Here is an 18,164-nt window from a genome sequence, read left to right on the forward strand (position 1 = left end):
GGCACCCGCGTGATATAACCTTGACCGTTATCACTAGAAAGAAGTCACGGCAACGCTACTCCGCACATCAACGTGCGCGTCTTGCTCCACTCCCCCCATGAAGCGCGGTTTTTACACCATCATGTCGGCTCAGTTTTTCAGTTCGTTGGCCGACAACGCACTGTTTGTGACAGCCGTCGAATTACTCAAGTCAGACGGTGCGGCCGAGTGGCAACGCGCTGCGCTGGTGCCTATGTTTGCCTTGTTCTATGTGATCTTGGCCCCGTTTGTAGGCGCCTTTGCCGACTCACGGCCCAAAGGACAAGTGATGCTGATGAGCAACTCCATCAAAGTGGTGGGGTGTTTGTTGATGTTGGTGGGCGTGCACCCCTTGGCGGCGTATGCCGTGGTGGGCTTGGGCGCCGCCGCATATTCACCCGCCAAATACGGGATCTTGACCGAGTTACTCCCCTCCTCTCAGTTGGTCAAAGCCAACGGTTGGATTGAGGGCTTAACCATCGCGTCCATCATCTTGGGGGTGTTGTTGGGTGGCCAACTGGTGGGCCACAACCTCTCCACATGGTTGCTGTCGTTTGACCTGCCTTTTGTGACAACGGGCGTTGACTCTTCCGCCGAAGCCGCCATCTGTTTGCTGGTGCCCTTGTATGCCTTGGCCGCTTGGTTCAACACGCGCATTCCCAACACGGGCGCCACGTTGACCCCCATGCAAGCCGACCCCGACAAAAGCATGGCGCACAACCTGTTGGCCTTGGTGCCCGATTTTTGGGACTGCAACAAGCGACTGTGGCAAGACAAACTGGGCCAAATTTCGCTGGCGACGACCACTTTGTTCTGGGGCGTGAGCGGCAACTTGCGCTACATCGTGCTCGCATGGAGCGCTGCGGCTTTGGGCTACAGCACCACCCAAGCATCCAGTTTGGTGGGTGTCGTGGCCATTGGCACCGCCGTCGGCGCGGTGGTCGCCTCCATGAAGATGAAGCTCGACCACGCCACCCGTTTGATGCCTTTGGGCATCGCGATGGGCGTGTTTGTGGTGGGCATGAACTTCATCGACAACCTCTGGCTGGCCGTGCCTTTCTTGATCGTTTTAGGCGGATTGGGCGGTTTCTTGGTCGTGCCGATGAACGCGTTGTTGCAACACCGTGGCCACAACCTGATGGGTGCGGGTCGCTCCATCGCCGTGCAAAACCTCAACGAACAGCTGTGCATCTTGGGCTTAGGGGGTCTTTACACGTTCTCCACCAGCATCGGCTTGAGCGCATTTGGTGCCATCACCGCCTTTGGGGTGCTGGTGGGCTATGTGATGTGGCTGATCAAACTCTGGCATGCCCACAACCATGTGCACCATCGTGAAGAACTCGCGCGATTGATGCACATCGCCCGCAACGACGACCTGCACGGCTAAGGTGAACAAGCCCTTGCTGCCTGCGCTGGGCTTGGTGCTCAACGCCTTGGTGTGGGGCCTGTCTTGGTGGCCTTTTCGAGAGCTGCAAGCGCAAGGGTTGCACCCGTTGTGGGCCACAGCCGCCGTTTTTGCCGTGGCTTGGCTGGGCCTCATGGTGGCCTATCCCCACGCTTGGCGACACCTCAAAACCAACCCCGAACTCCTGTGGCTGATGGCAGCCTCGGGCCTGACCAATGTGGGCTTCAACTGGGCCGTGACCACCGGCGACGTGGTGCGCGTGGTGTTGTTGTTTTATTTGATGCCCACTTGGGCGCTGTTGCTGGCGTGGTGGCTGCTCAAAGAACGTCCCACCCGTGGCGCCTTAGTTCGCATGGGTTTGGCATTGCTGGGCGTGGTGCTGGTGCTCAAAACCCCCGACACCCCCTGGCCTATTCCACAAGACTTGCCTGACGTGCTGGCCCTTTTGGCGGGCATGTGCTTCGCGCTGACCAATATTTTGTTGCTGCGCTTGCAACACACCCCCGATGCGACACGCATGGTCGCCATGTTTGGCGGTGGCGCCTTGATGGCTGTGGCTTGCGCCAGCTTGGCCACGGTGACAAGCATCATCCCTGCGATCGCCATGCCCGTGACCCACCTGCTGCAATGGGCCCCGTGGGTACTGGGCTTGAGCGTGGCATTTTTGGTGTCCAACTTCGCCTTGCAATACGGTGCCGCCCGTTTGAGCGCACACACCACCGCCATGCTGATGATGTCGGAGGTGGTGTTTGCCAGCGTGTCCTCTGTCGCAGCAGGGGCATCGGTGCTGACATGGCGCTTGGGGCTGGGTGGCGGCATGATTGTGCTGGCCGCTTTGTTGGCCTCGCAAGCCCACACCCAACCCACCGAGTGATGCGCCGCGGCCAGATGCCGCATCGTGCTTTGAATTTGCTTTGAAAAGGATCGCCGTATGACCGCTTTGACCGACTTCACCGCCACCCGCATTGATGGCACACCTTTGGCCTTGGCCGACCTGCAAGGCCAGGTTTTGCTCATCGTCAACACGGCCAGTGCCTGCGGCTTCACGCCGCAATTTGAAGGGCTAGAGGCGCTGCACACCACCTACGGCCCCCAAGGCTTGGTGGTGATGGGCTTTCCGTGCAACCAATTTGGCGCGCAAGACCCAGGCAGCAACGCCGAGATTGGCGCGTTTTGCCAAAAGAACTACGGCGTGAGCTTCACGATGATGGAAAAAGTGGATGTGAATGGCGACAGCGCACACCCACTGTTCAAGTGGCTCAAGTCAGAAGCGCCAGGCCTGCTGGGCAGCGAAGGCATCAAATGGAACTTCACCAAGTTCTTGGTGGGCAAAGACGGGCAAGTGATCAAACGCTACGCGTCGATGGATGCACCAGCCAAACTGGCGGGTGATATTGAGGCGGCTTTGGCAGCCGCCCTATAAACGCGGGGCGCGAAGCCCCGCGCAACAGGCCATCAGTTCAACGCGGCGTCCAACACCTCCACCCAATGCTTCACCGGCACATCGGTGCCACTTTGCAAATGGGTGATGCAGCCCACGTTGGCACTCAGAATCGCTTTGGGTTGCAGCGCATCTAAGTGGCCCAATTTGCGGTCGCGCAAGGTGGTGCTGATTTCGGGGTTGAGCACACTGTAAGTACCCGCCGAACCGCAACACAAGTGCGCTTCGGTGTTGGCGACTTGAATGGCAAAACCCAAGTCAGCCAAATGCTTTTCAACGCCGCCTTTGAGCTGCTGGCCGTGCTGCAAGGTACAGGGTGGGTGGAAGGCTTGCATGCCTGCGTTGGCCAAGGCTGCGGCATTGAGTTTGGGTTTGAGCACGGGCACCAGCGATGGCAACAACTCGCTCAGGTCTTGGGTGAGTTCGCTGATGCGCTTGGCTTTGGCGGCATAGACGGCATCGTCTTTCAATACATGGCCGTAGTCTTTGACCATCACGCCACAGCCTGAGGCGTTCATCACGATGGCCTCAACACCTTGTTCCACATAGGGCCACCATGCGTCGATGTTGGCGCGCATGTGCGCCATACCGCCGTCTTGGTCGTTCAAGTGGAATTTCACAGCGCCGCAGCAGCCCGCTTTAGGGGCCACAACGGTTTGAATGCCCGCTGCATTCAAGACACGTGCGGTGGCGGTGTTGACATTGGGCATCATGGCGGGCTGCACGCAGCCGGCCAACATCAGCACTTTTCGGGTGTGCGTTTGAGTCGGCCAAGCGCCAGCCGCTTGTGGCGCGGGCACTTTGGCTTTGAGTTTGGCAGGCAAAACACCGCGCACCGCTTGGCCCAGCTTCATGGCAGGGGCAAACAGCGGCGAGGGCAAGCCTTCTTTCAAGGCCCAGCGCAACAGGCGCTCGCCCATCGGACGTGGCACTTGGGCATCGACCACCTTGCGGCCCACGTCCACCAAGTGGCCGTATTGCACGCCGCTGGGGCATGTGCTTTCGCAGTTGCGACAGGTGAGGCAGCGGTCTAAATGCTGCTGCGTCTTGCGCGTGGGCGTGGCGCCTTCAAACACTTGCTTCATCAAATAGATGCGCCCGCGTGGGCCATCTAACTCATCGCCCAAGAGTTGGTAGGTGGGGCATGTGGCGGTGCAAAAACCGCAGTGCACGCACTTGCGCAAGATGGCTTCGGCTGCTTCGCCCTCGGGCGTGCCGACATATTGGGGGGCCAGGTTGGTTTGCATGTGGGACTTTGAATGTGAAGCTGTGGTTTAAGCGCGACCGGGGTTGAAGATGCCCGCTGGGTCAAACTGCTTTTTGAGTTCGTTTTGAATGCGTTGCTGCACGGCGTTGAGCGGGGTGTAGACGCCCGCTTGCTTGTCCACATCGCCCGAAGTTTGGCGGCTGGCCGTGCTGGTGCGGAACAAGGTGGCGTGACCGCCTGCCTTGACCGCCGCTTCGCGCACTTGCGCAACAGCAGACGCAGGCGCCCACAACCAACGCTGTGCGCCATGCCACTCGACGTATTGCGCGCACGGTACGCCATTGACACGCACGTCCAACACAGGGGCGGTTTGCGCCACGCTCAAGCGCCACAAGCAATCGTGCTCGGTGGGCGCTTTGAAAAAGTCCAAGGTTTGCTCGCCGCTGGCTTTCCAGTCGGCGGTGACTTGTGCGCTGTCCATGCGCGTGACCTGTGCGCCCAAAGCTTGCACCTCGGCACGCATCTTGACCACCGCAGCATCCACCGCTGCGATGGCACCGCGCAGGCGCACGAAGAAAAAGTCTTGCGCTGGCGATGCGGTGGTGTCGTGCACCCAAGCGCTGGCGTTCAAAGGCAGCGGCTGACCGCCCCATTGGTTGATCAGTTTCAGCGCTTGTGCTTGGCTCACACCGGCGCACACCAACGTGGCCTCACCGGGGAACACAGGCAACACCTTCAAAGACACTTCGGTGATGAGGCCCAACTGGCCCCAGCTGCCCGCGAGCAAACGCGACACGTCGTAGCCAGCCACGTTTTTCATCACCTGGCCGCCGAAAGTGAGGTGCTCACCTTTGCCATTGATCACGCGCGCGCCCAACACGAAGTCACGCACGGTGCCCACGCTGGCACGGGCGGGGCCACTCAAACCCGCAGCGACCATGCCACCAATCGTCGCACCCGCACCGAAGTGCGGTGGTTCGAAGGCAAAGCTCTGACCTTTTTCTGCCAAGGCAGCTTCCACCTCAGCCAAGGGCGTGCCGCAGCGCACGGTGATGACCAGCTCACTTGGCTCGTAACTCAAGATGCCGCTGTAAGCGCGGGTGTCCAGCACATCGCCTTGCAGAGACTGACCTAAAAAGTCCTTGGTACCGCCACCGCGCAAGCGCAGAGGCTGGCCAGTTTGGCTGGCTTGAAGAATGCGATCGGTGAAATCTTGGAGGGTCTGTTGCGCGGTATCTTGCATGGCGAACATGTTAGCCGCTGGGGTTGGTGCAGGCTTTGAATTTTTTGAACAACCCCGTCAAAAAACGCTGCGCATGTGAGGTCTTGCACTGCCCTGGCAAATCCCACAGACGAAAAAAAGCCCGCCGTGAGGCGGGCTGAAAGTCCAAGGAAAACTTGAAATAAACCTTGATTTTTAACGGTGGTAGGCAGTTTCGCCGTGTGAGCTGATGTCCAAGCCTTCGCGCTCTTCTTCTTCCGTCACACGCAGACCGATCACCAGATCAACCAACTTGTAAGCGATGAAGGAGACCACAGCCGACCACACGATGGTGGTGGCGATTGCTTGGAATTGAATCCAAACTTGGCCAGAGATCGAGTACTCAGGGTTCACAGCGTTGGTGACATAGTCAAACACGCCAGTGCCGCCCAGAGAAGGCGCAGCAAACACGCCGGTCAACAAAGCACCCAAGATACCGCCCACGCCGTGGACACCGAAGACGTCCAAGGAATCGTCAGCACCCAGCATGCGCTTGAGACCATTCACGCCCCACAAGCAGATGAAACCTGCCAACAAGCCGATCACGATGGCACCCATGGGGCCCACGAATCCGCATGCTGGGGTGATGGCCACCAAACCAGCGACAGCACCGGATGCAGCGCCCAACATCGAGGCTTTGCCTTTGGAGAGGCCTTCGCCGGCGATCCAGCTCAGGGTAGCGGCAGCGGTAGCGACCAAGGTGTTCATGAAGGCCAGTGCAGTGACGCCGTTGGCTTCGAGATTAGAGCCAGCGTTGAAGCCGAACCAACCCACCCACAGCAAGGCAGCGCCCACCATGGTCAATGTCAAGCTGTGAGGCGCCATCGATTCTTTGCCGTAGCCAGTGCGTTTGCCGATCACGTAAGCGCCGACCAAACCTGCCACAGCAGCGTTGATGTGCACCACGGTACCGCCTGCGAAGTCGAGCGCACCTTTGGCCCACAACCAGCCAGCAGCGGCCGTCACAGCGTCAAGGGAAGCAGCGTCGGTGATCGCATCTGGGCCGTCCCAGTACCAAACCATGTGAGCCACAGGCATGTAGCTGAACGTGAACCACAAGGCGCAGAACAACAAAACAGCAGAGAAGCGAGCGCGTTCAGCGAATGCACCCACGATCAAGGTGCACGTGATGGCAGCGAACGTGGCTTGGAAAGCGGCGAAAGTCAACTCAGGAATCACAACGCCTTTGCTGAACGTGGCAGCAATGGAGTCAGGCGTGATGCCTTTGAAGAACAGCTTGTCCATGCCACCAATGAACGGTGAACCGCCGGTGAAGGTGAACGAGTAGCCGTAGATGACCCACAAGACGTAAATCAGCGCGGTGACCACAAAGACTTGCATCAAAACGGAGAGCATGTTCTTGCTGCGGACCAAACCGCCGTAGAACAAGGCCAGACCAGGGATGGTCATCAAGATCACCAAGATGGTGGAGATGGTCATCCAAGCGGTGTCGCCCTTGTTAGGGACGGCAACAGGTGCGGCAGCAGCGGGGGCTTCAGCAGCGGCTGCGGGGGCAGCCACTTTGGCTTCAGCGACAGGTGCCGCAGGGGCAGCGGTCTGCGCCATGACGGCTGAGCCGCCGAACAGCAGACCCAAGCCTAGGGCTAGGGAAGCGAGCAGTTTTTTCATGATGGATCTTCTTTCGAAAGGACGATGGGGGCGCTGCGATCAGAGGGCTTCCGGACCGGTTTCACCGGTGCGGATGCGAACCACTTGTTCGAGGTCATAAACAAAAATCTTGCCGTCGCCGATCTTGCCGGTGCGGGCTGCGCCCTCGATGGCTTCGATGGCACGGTCGACATGCTCGGCGTCAACCGCAGCTTCGATCTTGACCTTAGGCAAGAAGTCAACCACGTACTCAGCACCGCGATACAACTCGGTGTGACCTTTTTGACGACCAAAGCCTTTGACTTCAGTAACGGTGATGCCCTGCACCCCAATTTGCGACAAGGCCTCGCGGACCTCGTCCAACTTGAAGGGTTTGATGATGGCGGTGATGAGTTTCATGGTTGCTCCAATAGAAGACGTTGCGCTTGGGGCTTAGAAGCTGTATTTCACGCCCAACACCAAAGCGTTTTTGGCTGTGTTGTAGCTTGAGTTGTTGGCGCTGTAATAAGCGTTGTTTTTGGCGTTGGTGCTGATGAAGGCTGCGCTGGCTGCCAAACCATCACCCAAGTCTTTGTTCAAAGTCAAAGCAATATCGGTGTAGCTGTTGGCAGAGTTTTTGATCACTTGGCGACCCGCATGAGGCACCAGCGAGTAACCTTCGCCCAGATCGAACGTGGCGCTCAAGTCCCAGTAAGTGCTGCCTTTGGAGTTGGCCGTACCGAATAAGTCAGAGAAAGCATAGGAGTACTTGAGGGTAGCAGGACCTGCAGTCACAGCACCATAAGCTTCGTCGGTGTTGGCGTTAACGTTGCCAGCAATCTTGTTATACGTGTTGCCCACGTACTCGTAGCGCAAGTAGCCAACGTCGTAAGCCAAACCAGCCGCTTCGAATTTGTAGCCACCGTAGATGTCCAACTCAACAGGACCTTTGACATCGGTACCAGCTTCTTTGATCCACTTGATGGTTGAACCCCAAGCACCAGCGTAGAAACCGTTGGTATTGGCATAGTCAACGCCGCCTTGCAAAGCAGGGTCACCCTTAGTCTGGGCAATACCGCGGTAACGGTACTCAGAAGCCACACCCACGTTGTAGCCCAGTGTCGACTCAGGTGCAGCAGGTGCGGTTTGAGCGAAAGCAGCAGCAGAAGTAGCCAACAGGGCTAAGAGCAATTTGGACTTGAGTTTCATCGTGTTCTCCATTGAAAAATTAAAAAGGGATGTACTGACTTAGCAGGGTCCGTGCCAGCGCAGAAGTCCACAAAAGTGCCCTCAACACCCGCCCCAAGACCCAAAGTGATGCAGTAGTCTGGACGACGCCTCATTTTGATGCACACAACTGGTGCATCAATGCCCACAAATCGCCCCTGAATGGGGATAAATCATCAGAAAGCGAAGTTTTATGGCCCTCGCCTTGATTCACAGCCGCGCACTTTTGGGTTTACAAGCCCCTGCCGTGACCGTTGAGGTGCATTTAGCGAACGGCTTACCCAGCTTCAGTTTGGTGGGTTTGGCCGATACCGAAGTGAAAGAGGCGCGTGAACGGGTGCGCTGCGCCATTCAAAACGCGGGTTTGGACTTTCCCAGCAACAAACGCATCACCGTTAACCTTGCGCCTGCCGATCTGCCCAAAGATTCCGGTCGATTTGACTTGCCCATCGCCTTAGGCATCTTGGCGGCGCACGGTCAGCTCGACGAAGCAGCGCTGGGGCTGCATGAATTCGCAGGGGAGTTGTCGTTGTCGGGCGAGTTGCGTCCGGTACGCGGGGCCTTGGCCATGGGGCTGGCCTTGCATAGCGCAGGGCAGCGAACACGCTTGGTCTTGCCGCCGGGCAGCGCGGAAGAAGCGGCCTTGGTACCCACCGCCGAGGTGTACCGGGCGCAGCATTTGAGCGATGTGGTGGCGCACTTTGCCAAAGCGGGGCTGAGCAGCGCCGTACCAGCTGTCACCGACGCTGGCGGCTGGTGCCGCATTGCCTCACCCTTAACCCCCACCGCTGCGCCCATCCGAGGCTCCGACCTGTCTGATGTGAAAGGGCAAGCCGCACCTCGACGCGCCCTAGAAATAGCCGCCGCAGGTGGCCACTCTTTGTTACTGGTGGGCCCACCCGGCACCGGCAAATCGATGTTAGCGCAACGCTTTGCAGACCTACTCCCGCCAATGACCCTCGATGAAGCACTAGAAAGTGCAGCCATCGCCAGTCTGGCAGGACGCTTTGAGCTGAACCAATGGATGCAACGCCCCACACGCAGCCCCCATCACACGGCCACGTCGGTCGCGCTGGTGGGCGGGGGCACGCCGCCACGCCCCGGCGAGATTTCACTGGCGCACCACGGTGTGCTGTTCTTGGACGAATTGGCCGAGGTCAACCGCAGCGCCCTAGAGGCTTTGCGTGAGCCTCTAGAGAATGGACACATCACGATTTCACGTGCGGCACGACAAGCGCGCTTTCCAGCCAAGTTTCAACTCATCGCCGCCATGAACCCCTGTCCCTGTGGGTACTTGGGGTCGACGCTCAAAGCGTGTCGCTGCACGCCCGACCAAGTGGCGCGCTACCAAGGCAAACTCAGCGGCCCACTGCTAGACCGCATTGATCTACAAGTCGAAGTGCCCACGCTGGCACCCGATGTGTTGATGCAAACGGGCCCCGGTGAGTCAACCTCTGCTGTTCGGGCACGTAGCGCCACCGCCCATGCGAAAGCACTCGCGCGTCAAGGCACGCCCAATCAAGCACTGGTGGGCCAAGCTCTCGACGAACATGTGCACTTAGAAGTGGCGGCTGGACAGTTTTTACAAAATGCCGCCAACAAGCTGGGTTGGTCCGGTCGCAGCACACATCGCGCCTTGCGGGTGGCACGAACCATTGCCGATTTGGCGGATGCCACACACGTCCAAGTGGCCCATGTGGCAGAGGCCGTGCAATACAGACGTGTCTTGGTCAGTCGCTGAACACAAGCTGCTGCTTCCATTTATGTGTGCGGGGCTTGAACCTGAAGGGCAGGCAGGTTTTAAAAATGAACACGCGTTGTGCATCCAGCACAGCGCTTGTGTTCCACATCTACCTAGGAGCTGCCATGTCTAAATTTTTGATCTTGACCACGCTGAGCGTCTCGTTGATGCTCGGCTTCGCGCATGCCAACGAAGAGAAAGCCCCACGCAAAAACAAAATGAGCCAGTGCCACCAACAAGCCGAGGGCAAAAAAGGTGACGACCGCAAAGCCTTCATGAAAGAGTGCCTCAGCACCAAAGCCACGCCCAACGATGCAGACAAGCATGGCACTCAGCAGTCCAAAATGAAAACCTGCAACGCCGAAGCCAAAGGCCTCAAAGGCGATGAACGCAAAGCCAAAATGAGCGAGTGTTTGAAAGGCTGATCAAGCCGCTATCTTCCCGCCCAAAATCACGCCTTCGCGTTGGTACTGCGCCAGCAAATCGGGTCCGTAGCTCAAGAGGTCTTCGGGGTTCGGATGTTGCAACCAAGCGGCCATGGCCTGAAAAGCCTGGCTGCCCGTTATGCCGTCATTGAACAAGGCCAACAACTGCGCACGAAACACATTGCTAGGCACCACTTGTACCGCGCCGCTGACATCACGCAACACCGACACATACGTAGTTTGCATTTCATCAGGTCGGTGGTCCAAATCGATGATGTCTACAGGCCAGTCGTACGACACCTCCACATAGGTGGGGTTCATCACCACGATGTGTGTCATCAAATCGGCCGTGACATCCACCTCGACACCTGCTTCTGGCAAAACCAACGCAGACGTCGCCACCGCGCCTTTGAGCCACTCAAAATGCGACACATCGTTGAGCCAAGCAGGCAAATCACGCGTCACGGGACTTTCGCGCAAATAACGCGCAAACTCACGCAGCACGATGCGGGGCCAAGGGGTTTGTGCAGGTGCGTCACGCAAAAAGTAGCGTACGGTGGCGCGCCATGCCCACTCCCCCAACAGACCACGGGTCATGGGAAAAGCGGGATTTAGCACATCGCATAAGTTCTTGAACATGGCACGTTCATACGCGGCGGCTTGTTCAGCCGATACGCCACGCGGCAAAGGTGCCGTGTGTGGATCACGCAGGTGACGGGCGAAGGTGAACTGAAATTCACGGAAATCGTTCAACATACCAAGGCCTTTGTAGGCGTCTTCAGGGCGCAATCGGACCAGCGCTTGAGTTGCGCCAAATCGTCCACACACACCGGCACGGCAGGATGCACATGCGATAAGACTGCGGGCAACAGCCGCCATGCCACTTGGTTCAATGGCGCATCGGTAGACGCAGCATCTGAACCACCCAAACGCACGTAGTTCACACGTTTCATGGGCAAAGCCTTCAAAAACGCCAAAGCATCAAATCCAAATCGATGGCTGTTTTCAGCCAAAGCTGTGATGTCCAAATGCACGTTGCAACCCGTTTTATTCACCAATTCATGGATAAATTCAGCCTCATTCATCGCTGACATGGGCGGTACAGCATGGTGAGACACGTTACGAATCCCCACAGGCAAGCCCAAGGCATCTTGCACTTGCGTGATGCGATCTGCCGTCCATTGCAACGCGTCTTGTGTCGCTGGAATGGGCAAACAGGTGAACAACGGGGTGTCGTCATCGCTCCAACCCAACGCTTCAGAAAGCATGGTCATTTGGTGTTTGTGCATGAACGCGCCAAGCTGCTTGACAACTTGCATGTCCAAGCGACCTGGCCCGCCCAAAGAAAGGCTACCGCTCAAACAGACACTGGGCCAGCGCTCGGTAGCTTCTTGCAAACGCTGCCCCCAAATGCCGCCCAAGCCGAGCCATTGCTCCGCAGCAATCTCGACAAATTCAAGTTGATCTGGAGCGGGCAAGGCTAAATCAGCCTGCCAAGTCGTGTCAAAGGTGTTGGCAGCGATCGGCGTAGGCTTTAATGCCAAGCCGGCGCCTGTGATTCTGTGATTGTTCATAGCTCGTTTTGTAGCAAGGGGTAGCCGATAAATGGGCCTGAGTGACTAAATTCGACGCGAAGGCCACTTTCGTTACGAAAGAAAACGTAAATCACAATCTTTGTAATTCAAACCCCTAATACTAAACAATTATGAATGCGCGACTCCAAATTATTGAAGCGGACCTGCATGCCGCTTGGTTGGATGCGCTGGCGGGTGATGCAACCAGCTACCAAGCGGTCCTGACGCGCTTGAGCGGGCACTTACGGGTATTTTTAAGGCGTCGATTACTGGATAAACCCGAAGATGTGGAAGATTTAGTACAAGAAATATTGTTATCAATACATCAAAAGCGTCATACTTACGATCCAAAGCAACCGTTAACGGCGTGGATTTATGCCATCGCCCGCTACAAGTTGATCGACCACCTTCGCGCCCAAGCAAGACATGACGACAAAAACGACTCGATTGACGATTGGCATGACCAACTTTGGATGGTCAGCACCGAAGACGCCGATGCGTCCAAAGCTCATTTGACGCACATGCTCAGCCAATTGCCTGATAAACAACGCCTTCCGATCGAGCACACCAAGCTCGAAGGCCACTCGGTGGCAGAAGCGGCCCTGCTGACGGGGCAATCCGAATCAGCCGTGAAAGTGAACATTCACCGCGGTTTGAAAGCGCTGGCCAAACTCTATGGAGGGGTATTTTGAAAACCGACGATCTCATTGCCCAACTGGTCGCCGACAGCCAGTCGGTCGCCCCCGTTCGCATCCACCTGATGTTCACCCACGCGCTGCTGCTGGCCAGTTTGGTCAGTGTCGCGCTGTTGGTGGGGTTTTGGGGCATCGATTTGCGCATCGTGTCGCTGCTGGACACGCCCGTGTTTTGGGTCAAGCTGGGGCTGATGCTTTGGTTGTGCGCCAGCGCATGGTCCATGGTGTTGCATTTGGCGCGACCCGGCGAGTCGGCGGGCCCAATGGCATGGAGCGCGGGCGCATCGCTGACGGGCTTGTTGGCGGTGACGATTTCGCCTTTCGCGCCTGGCAGCCCCGAAGAGCAAGACCTGCTGGCCCAAGCCTCACCGTGGATGCTGGCTGGGGTCGATCACGGCTGGGCCGGCGTGGCGCAAGCGTGGCAAGCCGTATGGCGTGCAGGCGCCAGCATTTCGGCGCTGGCCGTGCCGTGGTTGGCTGCGCTGCTGTGGACCTTACGTGACATGGCGCCCACGCGTCCAGCTTGGGCAGGCGCCAGCGCAGGGTTCATGGCGGGTGCTTTGTCTGCACTCTTGTATTCGCTGCATGCCAGCGTGACATCTGGCCCCTTTGAAACGCTGGGCTACATGCTTGGCATGGCCCTGATGCCCGCAATAGGCGCCTTGCTAGGGCGCTGGCTTTTGCGATGGTAAGGATTACAAATTAGGGGCCAACAAGCGCTCTAAATCTTTCACCGCCACGCCTTGGCGTTGCGCCAAGTCTTGCACTTGGTCTTCGCCAATGCGGCCGACGTTGAAGTACTTGGCCTGTGGGTGGGCCAAGTAAAAACCACTCACGCTCGCAGCAGGTGTCATGGCCAAGCTGCTGGTCAGGCCCATGTCGATGTCGTCGCACTGCAGCAGGGCAAACATATCAAGCTTTGCACTGTGGTCGGGACAGGCGGGGTAGCCGGGCGCAGGGCGAATGCCTTGGTATTTTTCTTTGATGAGGTCTTCGTTGCTCAAGGCCTCGTCTGCGGCGTAGCCCCACAAGTCGGTGCGCACGCGGTAGTGCATGCACTCGGCAAAGGCTTCGGCCAAACGGTCGGCCAAGGCTTTGAACAAAATCGCAGAGTAGTCGTCGTGTGCGTCGATGAAACGCTTTTCTTGCTTCTCTGCGCCCAAGCCAGCTGTGACAGCAAACAAGCCAACATAGTCGGCGGCTTGTGTTTGATCAGCCACGAAGTCAGCCAAGCAACGGTTGGGGTTGTTGTTGGGTTTCACAGTCTGTTGACGCAACCCGTGCCACGTCATCACTTGTTGTTGGCGAGTTTCGTCGGCGTACAAAACAATGTCGTCACCCACGCGCTGCGCGGGGTACAAGCCCACCACCGCGTTGGCAGTGAGCCAGCGGTTGGCGATGATTTTTTTCAGCATCGCTTGACCGTCGGCGTACACCTTCTTGGCTTCCACGCCGACCACGGCATCGTCCAAGATGGCGGGGAAGGGGCCTGCCAAATCCCACGTTTGGAAGAACGGGGCCCAGTCGATGTATTTCTCTAGCTCGGCCAAGTCAAAGTTTTTGAACACGCGGCGACCAATGAACTTTGGCTTAGCGGGTTTGTAGTTGTCCCAGCTGATGGTCGTGGCGTTGGCTCGCGCTTGCGCCAGCGTGACCAACGGGGTTTGCTTTTTGTTGGCGTGCTGCTCGCGCACCTTGGCGTAATCGGCGTTCAGCTCGGCAATGTATTTGGCGGCTTGGTCCGACAACAAACCTTGCGCCACGCTCACGCTGCGCGAGGCATCGGGCACATAAACCACGGGGCCGCTGTAGTTGGGGGCAATCTTCACGGCAGTGTGCACGCGGCTGCAGGTGGCGCCACCAATCAGCAACGGCATTTGGCGATCGCGGAAATACGGGTCTTTCTCCATCTCGCTGGCCACGTATTGCATTTCTTCCAACGATGGCGTGATAAGGCCTGAGAGGCCAATGATGTCTGCGCCCTCTTCTTTGGCCTTGGCCAAAATTTCATGGCAAGGCACCATCACGCCCATGTTCACCACCTCGTAGTTGTTGCACTGCAAAACCACGGTGACGATGTTTTTGCCAATGTCGTGCACGTCGCCTTTGACCGTGGCAATGACCATCTTGCCCTTGGCTTTCACGTCTTGGCCCGCTTCGGCTTGCAAGCGTTTTTCTTCTTCGATGTAAGGCACGAGGTGCGCCACCGCTTGCTTCATAACGCGCGCTGACTTCACCACTTGCGGCAAGAACATCTTGCCTTGGCCAAACAGATCACCCACCACGTTCATGCCGTCCATCAAGGGACCTTCAATCACGTGCAGCGGGCGACCACCCTTGGCCAAAATTTCGCGATAGGCCTCTTCGGTATCCGCGGTGATGAAGTCGGTGATGCCGTGGACCAGCGCGTGGCTCAGGCGCTGCGCCACCGTCACGGGCGCATCAGGAGTGCCGCGCCAGGCGAGTTTTTGGCTGTCATCTTTGGCTGCGCCTTTGGCACTCTCGGCCACCTCAATCAGGCGCTCGCCTGGGGTCAGGTGCGCTTCGCCTTCTTTGTATTGAGGTGTGCGATTCAGCACCACGTCTTCCACACGCTCGCGCAGCGTGGGCTCTAGGTCGTCATACACGCCCACCATGCCCGCGTTGACGATGCCCATGTCCATACCGGCTTTGATGGCGTGGTACAAAAACACGGTGTGAATGGCTTCGCGCACAGGGTCGTTGCCGCGGAATGAAAAGCTCACATTCGATACACCACCGCTCACCTTTGCGCCAGGCAAGTTTTGTTTGATCCAACGCGTGGCTTCGATGAAATCCACCGCGTAGTTGTCGTGCTCTTCAATGCCGGTGGCAATGGCGAAGATGTTGGGGTCGAAGATGATGTCTTCGGGCGGAAAACCTACTTCGTCCACCAACACGCGGTAAGCGCGTTCGCATATTTCAATCTTGCGGGCGTAGGTGTCGGCTTGGCCTTTTTCGTCAAACGCCATCACCACCGCGGCCGCGCCATAGCGCTTGACCAGCTTGGCTTGGCGCTTGAACTCGTCCAAACCTTCTTTCATGCTGATGGAGTTGACGATGCCTTTGCCTTGGATGCAACGCAAACCCGCCTCGATGACCGACCACTTGGACGAGTCCACCATCACTGGCACGCGTGCAATGTCGGGCTCACCCGCCATCAGGTTGAGGAATCGCACCATGGCGGCTTGGCTGTCCAACATGGCTTCGTCCATGTTGACGTCAATCACCTGCGCGCCGTTTTCCACCTGCTGACGTGCCACGGCCAAGGCTTGCTCGTACTCGCCGTTCAAAATCATGCGCGCAAAGGCTTTGGAGCCGGTGACGTTGGTGCGCTCGCCAACGTTGACAAACAAACTGCCCTCGCCGATGGAGACTGGCTCAAGGCCAGACAGCTTCATGGGGGGAACTGCAGTGGAATTCATGGGGGTACTCACCTGGGTGCAAATTGTCAGGTGAGCGTCGTTGCTAAAAATTCGGCCCCAAGCCTGACTTCACGCGCGCACCTCAAAAGGTGGGGTAAAGCTGCAACGCTCCTTGGGGAAGCTCAGATTTTAACCGCTCACGCAGCAGGGGCTGGACCGAAGATTTTCTTGAAAACCTTGTATTTCGCATCTTCCCAAGTTTTGGTCATATCGCCGTTGGCTTCGAGTGCTTCGTAAATGTCTCGAATCAACGCGTCGTCCACCGCCTTGGCCGTTTTAAGTTTGGCCAAAAGCTCGTATCCATGCCAAACCTTGATGTCTTTGAAGTCGCTGGCCAGCTCGTGCATGCCCAAGTCATCTGTCACCACAACAGCAGGCCTGACCTGTCCAAACGCTAGCAACCAACAATCGGCATAGCCTGGCGGTGATCGGCCAAACGACGTGAACCTGCTCACATCCATTTGCACCCAGCCCATCAGCACGCTTTGCGCGGCGTCAATCTGAGCCTTTTCATCTTTGGTCAAGCGCACTTGCTTGGCCAAACGCTCCTCGGCAAACTCTGGGCCATCAAACCACGGGTTTTTAAACTTGAGGTGCGCGCTACGATGCACCTCGTCCTCGGTCACTTTATGAATGGCCAGCAAATATGGCACCTGCCCGAATTTAAGCCCCACAAAAGGACGCACCCGCTTGGCGAGTCGTAAATATGTGTTGGTATCGAGCAGGACCAGCGTTGTCAACGGCTCAACTCTCCATGCAGTGCTATCGCGTCTTGCATGGGTATGTCCATCACCTGCTGGATATAGCCGGGCCCAGTCTGCTTGCTTTTAATCATGCGTTGCAGCGATTCAAAGAACGAACTTCTAAACACGTTCTTCACAGCTGCCACATAAGCACTTGGCTCGGCGGGTATGGGTGCAAACAATGACTCGCTCACAGTGCCACTACGCTGCATGGTGCGTATGGCGTGAATTTGTGCATCTGTGTGTTTTAGCAACGTGAGCCCTTGCGATTTGGCGTAGCGATTGACTTCGAAAAACACACTGTAAAGAGAAATGCCATACGCCTGTGCTTGCGCCTCTAACAGTTTTTTCTCGACTGTCTTGTTACCCGTGCTGGCCTCTTCATACGTTTTTTGCGCCACGGCTTTGGGAAACAGCAATGCACCTGCAAACGCATCGGCAAAATCTTCGCCCTCGTTCTTACCTGCAAGCTCTGGCGTGTACACATGCGCCAGTTCGTGCGCCATCCAAAACTTGAAATCTTCTTGGTGTGTGTCTAAGTTGAGGAAGATGAAGGTCACCCGTTCTTGCGGCAGCAGGATGTGCAGCGCATTTTTGTGGTTTTGCTTTTGTCCCCACAACACTGGAGCCACAACTGCGCCGTTGTTGTCAAACTCACTCAGCAAATCTTTGTATGAAATTGCAGCTTGCTCGCCCAAGCCTAAACGCTGGCGCACTTGGCTAGCCAATGTGTGCAGCTGCTCGTAATCGGTGCTTGGCTGTTGCAGCTGCAAGCGCAATACGGGCAGCTCTGGCAAGAAAGGCACAAGTGCTTTTAGCAACTCGCCCATGACCATGGCTTTGCTGATATGGCCATCGGTTGTTTTGGCACCCGCCTTTTTGCGGAAAGCCACCACGGGCTGGCCTGTGGCTTCGAGCTTGACCAAATCTGCAAAACCCATTTGCAAAGTGGTTGCGAGCTTGAGCAGTTTGTCGGGGCGTGGAAAGTCTGAACCCCTGAGCCAGTTGGTGACTGACTGCGCCGTTACGCAAAGGGCAGTGGCCAAATCTTTTTGCTTCCACCCCCGCACTTGCAACGCCTGCTTGATGTTTTCGCTGTGGATAACTTTTTGCATAGGGGCTGGATTATGCATCAAGCAGCCGAAAAATCAACTTTAATCAACTTTAAAGACTTCGGACTGGCTTAACTTGAGGGCCAGAAAAAACGTCGTCGCTAGATCCAAAAAGATAACAAACAAGCGTGCAAGCCCTTGATTTTTAAATGTGGCGGATTCAAGGACGAAGTGCAACAAAGATGAACTGGTTATAGGTGGCTGAGGATGCGAGAGCATCATGGCCGCTTTAACCGCCAAATCGAAATTGCCCAATGTACAAGCACCTCAGCCGAGAAGAACGAT

Annotated in this window: 17 protein-coding genes and 1 riboswitch; of the genes, 7 read left to right on the forward strand and 10 right to left on the reverse strand. The window is 57.0% G+C overall.

Annotated elements, in window-relative coordinates; genetic code table 11:
- The first annotated feature begins 97 nt into the window (after positions 1-97).
- Genes lplT through RMS95_RS13410 form a run of 3 tightly spaced genes read left to right on the forward strand, consistent with a single transcriptional unit; the run spans position 98 to position 2,846 of the window.
- Positions 98-1,405 carry a lysophospholipid transporter LplT gene (gene lplT, locus RMS95_RS13400; RefSeq protein ID WP_310646702.1) on the forward strand — a complete coding sequence of 436 codons (1,308 nt, stop codon included), beginning with the start codon at positions 98-100 and terminating at the stop codon, positions 1,403-1,405.
- 1 nt (position 1,406) lies between these two features.
- Positions 1,407-2,297, forward strand: coding sequence for a DMT family transporter (locus RMS95_RS13405; protein ID WP_310646703.1), 891 nt, complete (start codon positions 1,407-1,409; stop codon positions 2,295-2,297).
- 57 nt (positions 2,298-2,354) lie between these two features.
- Entirely contained in the window at positions 2,355-2,846 is a 492-nt protein-coding gene (locus RMS95_RS13410) for a glutathione peroxidase (RefSeq protein ID WP_310646704.1), read from the forward strand.
- Positions 2,847-2,878: 32 nt separating this feature from the next.
- Here RMS95_RS13410 and glcF read toward each other — a convergent pair whose 3' ends face one another.
- The 5 genes from glcF to RMS95_RS13435 form a co-directional block, all read right to left on the reverse strand.
- Positions 2,879-4,111 (reverse strand): glycolate oxidase subunit GlcF, encoded by a 1,233-nt coding sequence (gene glcF, locus RMS95_RS13415; protein WP_310646705.1) that lies wholly within the window; start codon positions 4,109-4,111, stop codon positions 2,879-2,881.
- A 27-nt stretch (positions 4,112-4,138) separates the two neighbouring features.
- Complete coding sequence (gene glcE / locus RMS95_RS13420; RefSeq protein ID WP_405023395.1) at positions 4,139-5,314, reverse strand: glycolate oxidase subunit GlcE; 1,176 nt, start codon at positions 5,312-5,314, stop codon at positions 4,139-4,141.
- A 174-nt stretch (positions 5,315-5,488) separates the two neighbouring features.
- Complete coding sequence (locus tag RMS95_RS13425) at positions 5,489-6,961, reverse strand: ammonium transporter (RefSeq protein WP_310646707.1); 1,473 nt, start codon at positions 6,959-6,961, stop codon at positions 5,489-5,491.
- A 39-nt stretch (positions 6,962-7,000) separates the two neighbouring features.
- Positions 7,001-7,339 (reverse strand): P-II family nitrogen regulator, encoded by a 339-nt coding sequence (locus tag RMS95_RS13430; protein ID WP_100133666.1) that lies wholly within the window; start codon positions 7,337-7,339, stop codon positions 7,001-7,003.
- A 33-nt stretch (positions 7,340-7,372) separates the two neighbouring features.
- The gene (locus RMS95_RS13435) at positions 7,373-8,128 is read right to left on the reverse strand and encodes a TorF family putative porin (protein ID WP_310646708.1); all 756 of its coding nucleotides are present in this window, start codon (positions 8,126-8,128) and stop codon (positions 7,373-7,375) included.
- 211 nt (positions 8,129-8,339) lie between these two features.
- Here RMS95_RS13435 and RMS95_RS13440 point away from each other — a divergent pair, with 211 nt between their 5' ends.
- Together RMS95_RS13440 and RMS95_RS13445 are read left to right on the forward strand one after the other, a co-directional pair.
- Positions 8,340-9,887 (forward strand): YifB family Mg chelatase-like AAA ATPase, encoded by a 1,548-nt coding sequence (locus RMS95_RS13440; protein ID WP_310646709.1) that lies wholly within the window; start codon positions 8,340-8,342, stop codon positions 9,885-9,887.
- Between the two features lie 125 nt (positions 9,888-10,012).
- On the forward strand, positions 10,013-10,312 hold the full coding sequence (locus tag RMS95_RS13445) for a PsiF family protein (RefSeq protein WP_310646710.1): 300 nt from the start codon (positions 10,013-10,015) through the stop codon (positions 10,310-10,312).
- Here the strand turns inward: RMS95_RS13445 and RMS95_RS13450 are convergent, their stop codons facing one another.
- Positions 10,313-11,068, reverse strand: coding sequence for a putative DNA-binding domain-containing protein (locus RMS95_RS13450; protein ID WP_310646711.1), 756 nt, complete (start codon positions 11,066-11,068; stop codon positions 10,313-10,315). It abuts the gene before it with no gap.
- Positions 11,062-11,886 carry a DUF692 family multinuclear iron-containing protein gene (locus RMS95_RS13455; protein ID WP_310646712.1) on the reverse strand — a complete coding sequence of 275 codons (825 nt, stop codon included), beginning with the start codon at positions 11,884-11,886 and terminating at the stop codon, positions 11,062-11,064. The genes RMS95_RS13450 and RMS95_RS13455 overlap by 7 nt, the downstream gene beginning before the upstream one ends.
- A gap of 131 nt (positions 11,887-12,017) precedes the next feature.
- Between RMS95_RS13455 and RMS95_RS13460 the strand changes: the two genes are divergently transcribed.
- Positions 12,018-12,578, forward strand: coding sequence for a sigma-70 family RNA polymerase sigma factor (locus RMS95_RS13460; RefSeq protein WP_310646713.1), 561 nt, complete (start codon positions 12,018-12,020; stop codon positions 12,576-12,578).
- Positions 12,575-13,273, forward strand: a complete 699-nt coding sequence (locus tag RMS95_RS13465; protein WP_310646714.1) for a DUF1109 domain-containing protein — start codon at positions 12,575-12,577, stop codon at positions 13,271-13,273. Before RMS95_RS13460 ends, RMS95_RS13465 begins: the two co-directional genes overlap by 4 nt.
- A gap of 3 nt (positions 13,274-13,276) precedes the next feature.
- On the opposite strand, the gene metH is transcribed toward RMS95_RS13465, so the two are convergent.
- The 3 genes from metH to RMS95_RS13480 form a co-directional block, all read right to left on the reverse strand.
- Positions 13,277-16,000: a methionine synthase gene (gene metH / locus RMS95_RS13470; RefSeq protein WP_405023396.1), complete on the reverse strand. Its 2,724-nt coding sequence runs from the start codon at positions 15,998-16,000 to the stop codon at positions 13,277-13,279.
- A gap of 49 nt (positions 16,001-16,049) precedes the next feature.
- A riboswitch (S-adenosyl-L-homocysteine riboswitch) is annotated at positions 16,050-16,144 on the reverse strand.
- 17 nt (positions 16,145-16,161) lie between these two features.
- Positions 16,162-16,764, reverse strand: a complete 603-nt coding sequence (locus tag RMS95_RS13475; RefSeq protein WP_310646716.1) for a hypothetical protein — start codon at positions 16,762-16,764, stop codon at positions 16,162-16,164.
- Positions 16,761-17,882, reverse strand: a complete 1,122-nt coding sequence (locus tag RMS95_RS13480; RefSeq protein WP_310646717.1) for an XRE family transcriptional regulator — start codon at positions 17,880-17,882, stop codon at positions 16,761-16,763. Before RMS95_RS13480 ends, RMS95_RS13475 begins: the two co-directional genes overlap by 4 nt.
- Positions 17,883-18,164 lie beyond the last annotated feature (282 nt).

The sequence above is a fragment of the Limnohabitans sp. genome, from assembly GCF_031539175.1.
Taxonomy (GTDB): Bacteria; Pseudomonadota; Gammaproteobacteria; order Burkholderiales; family Burkholderiaceae_C; genus Limnohabitans.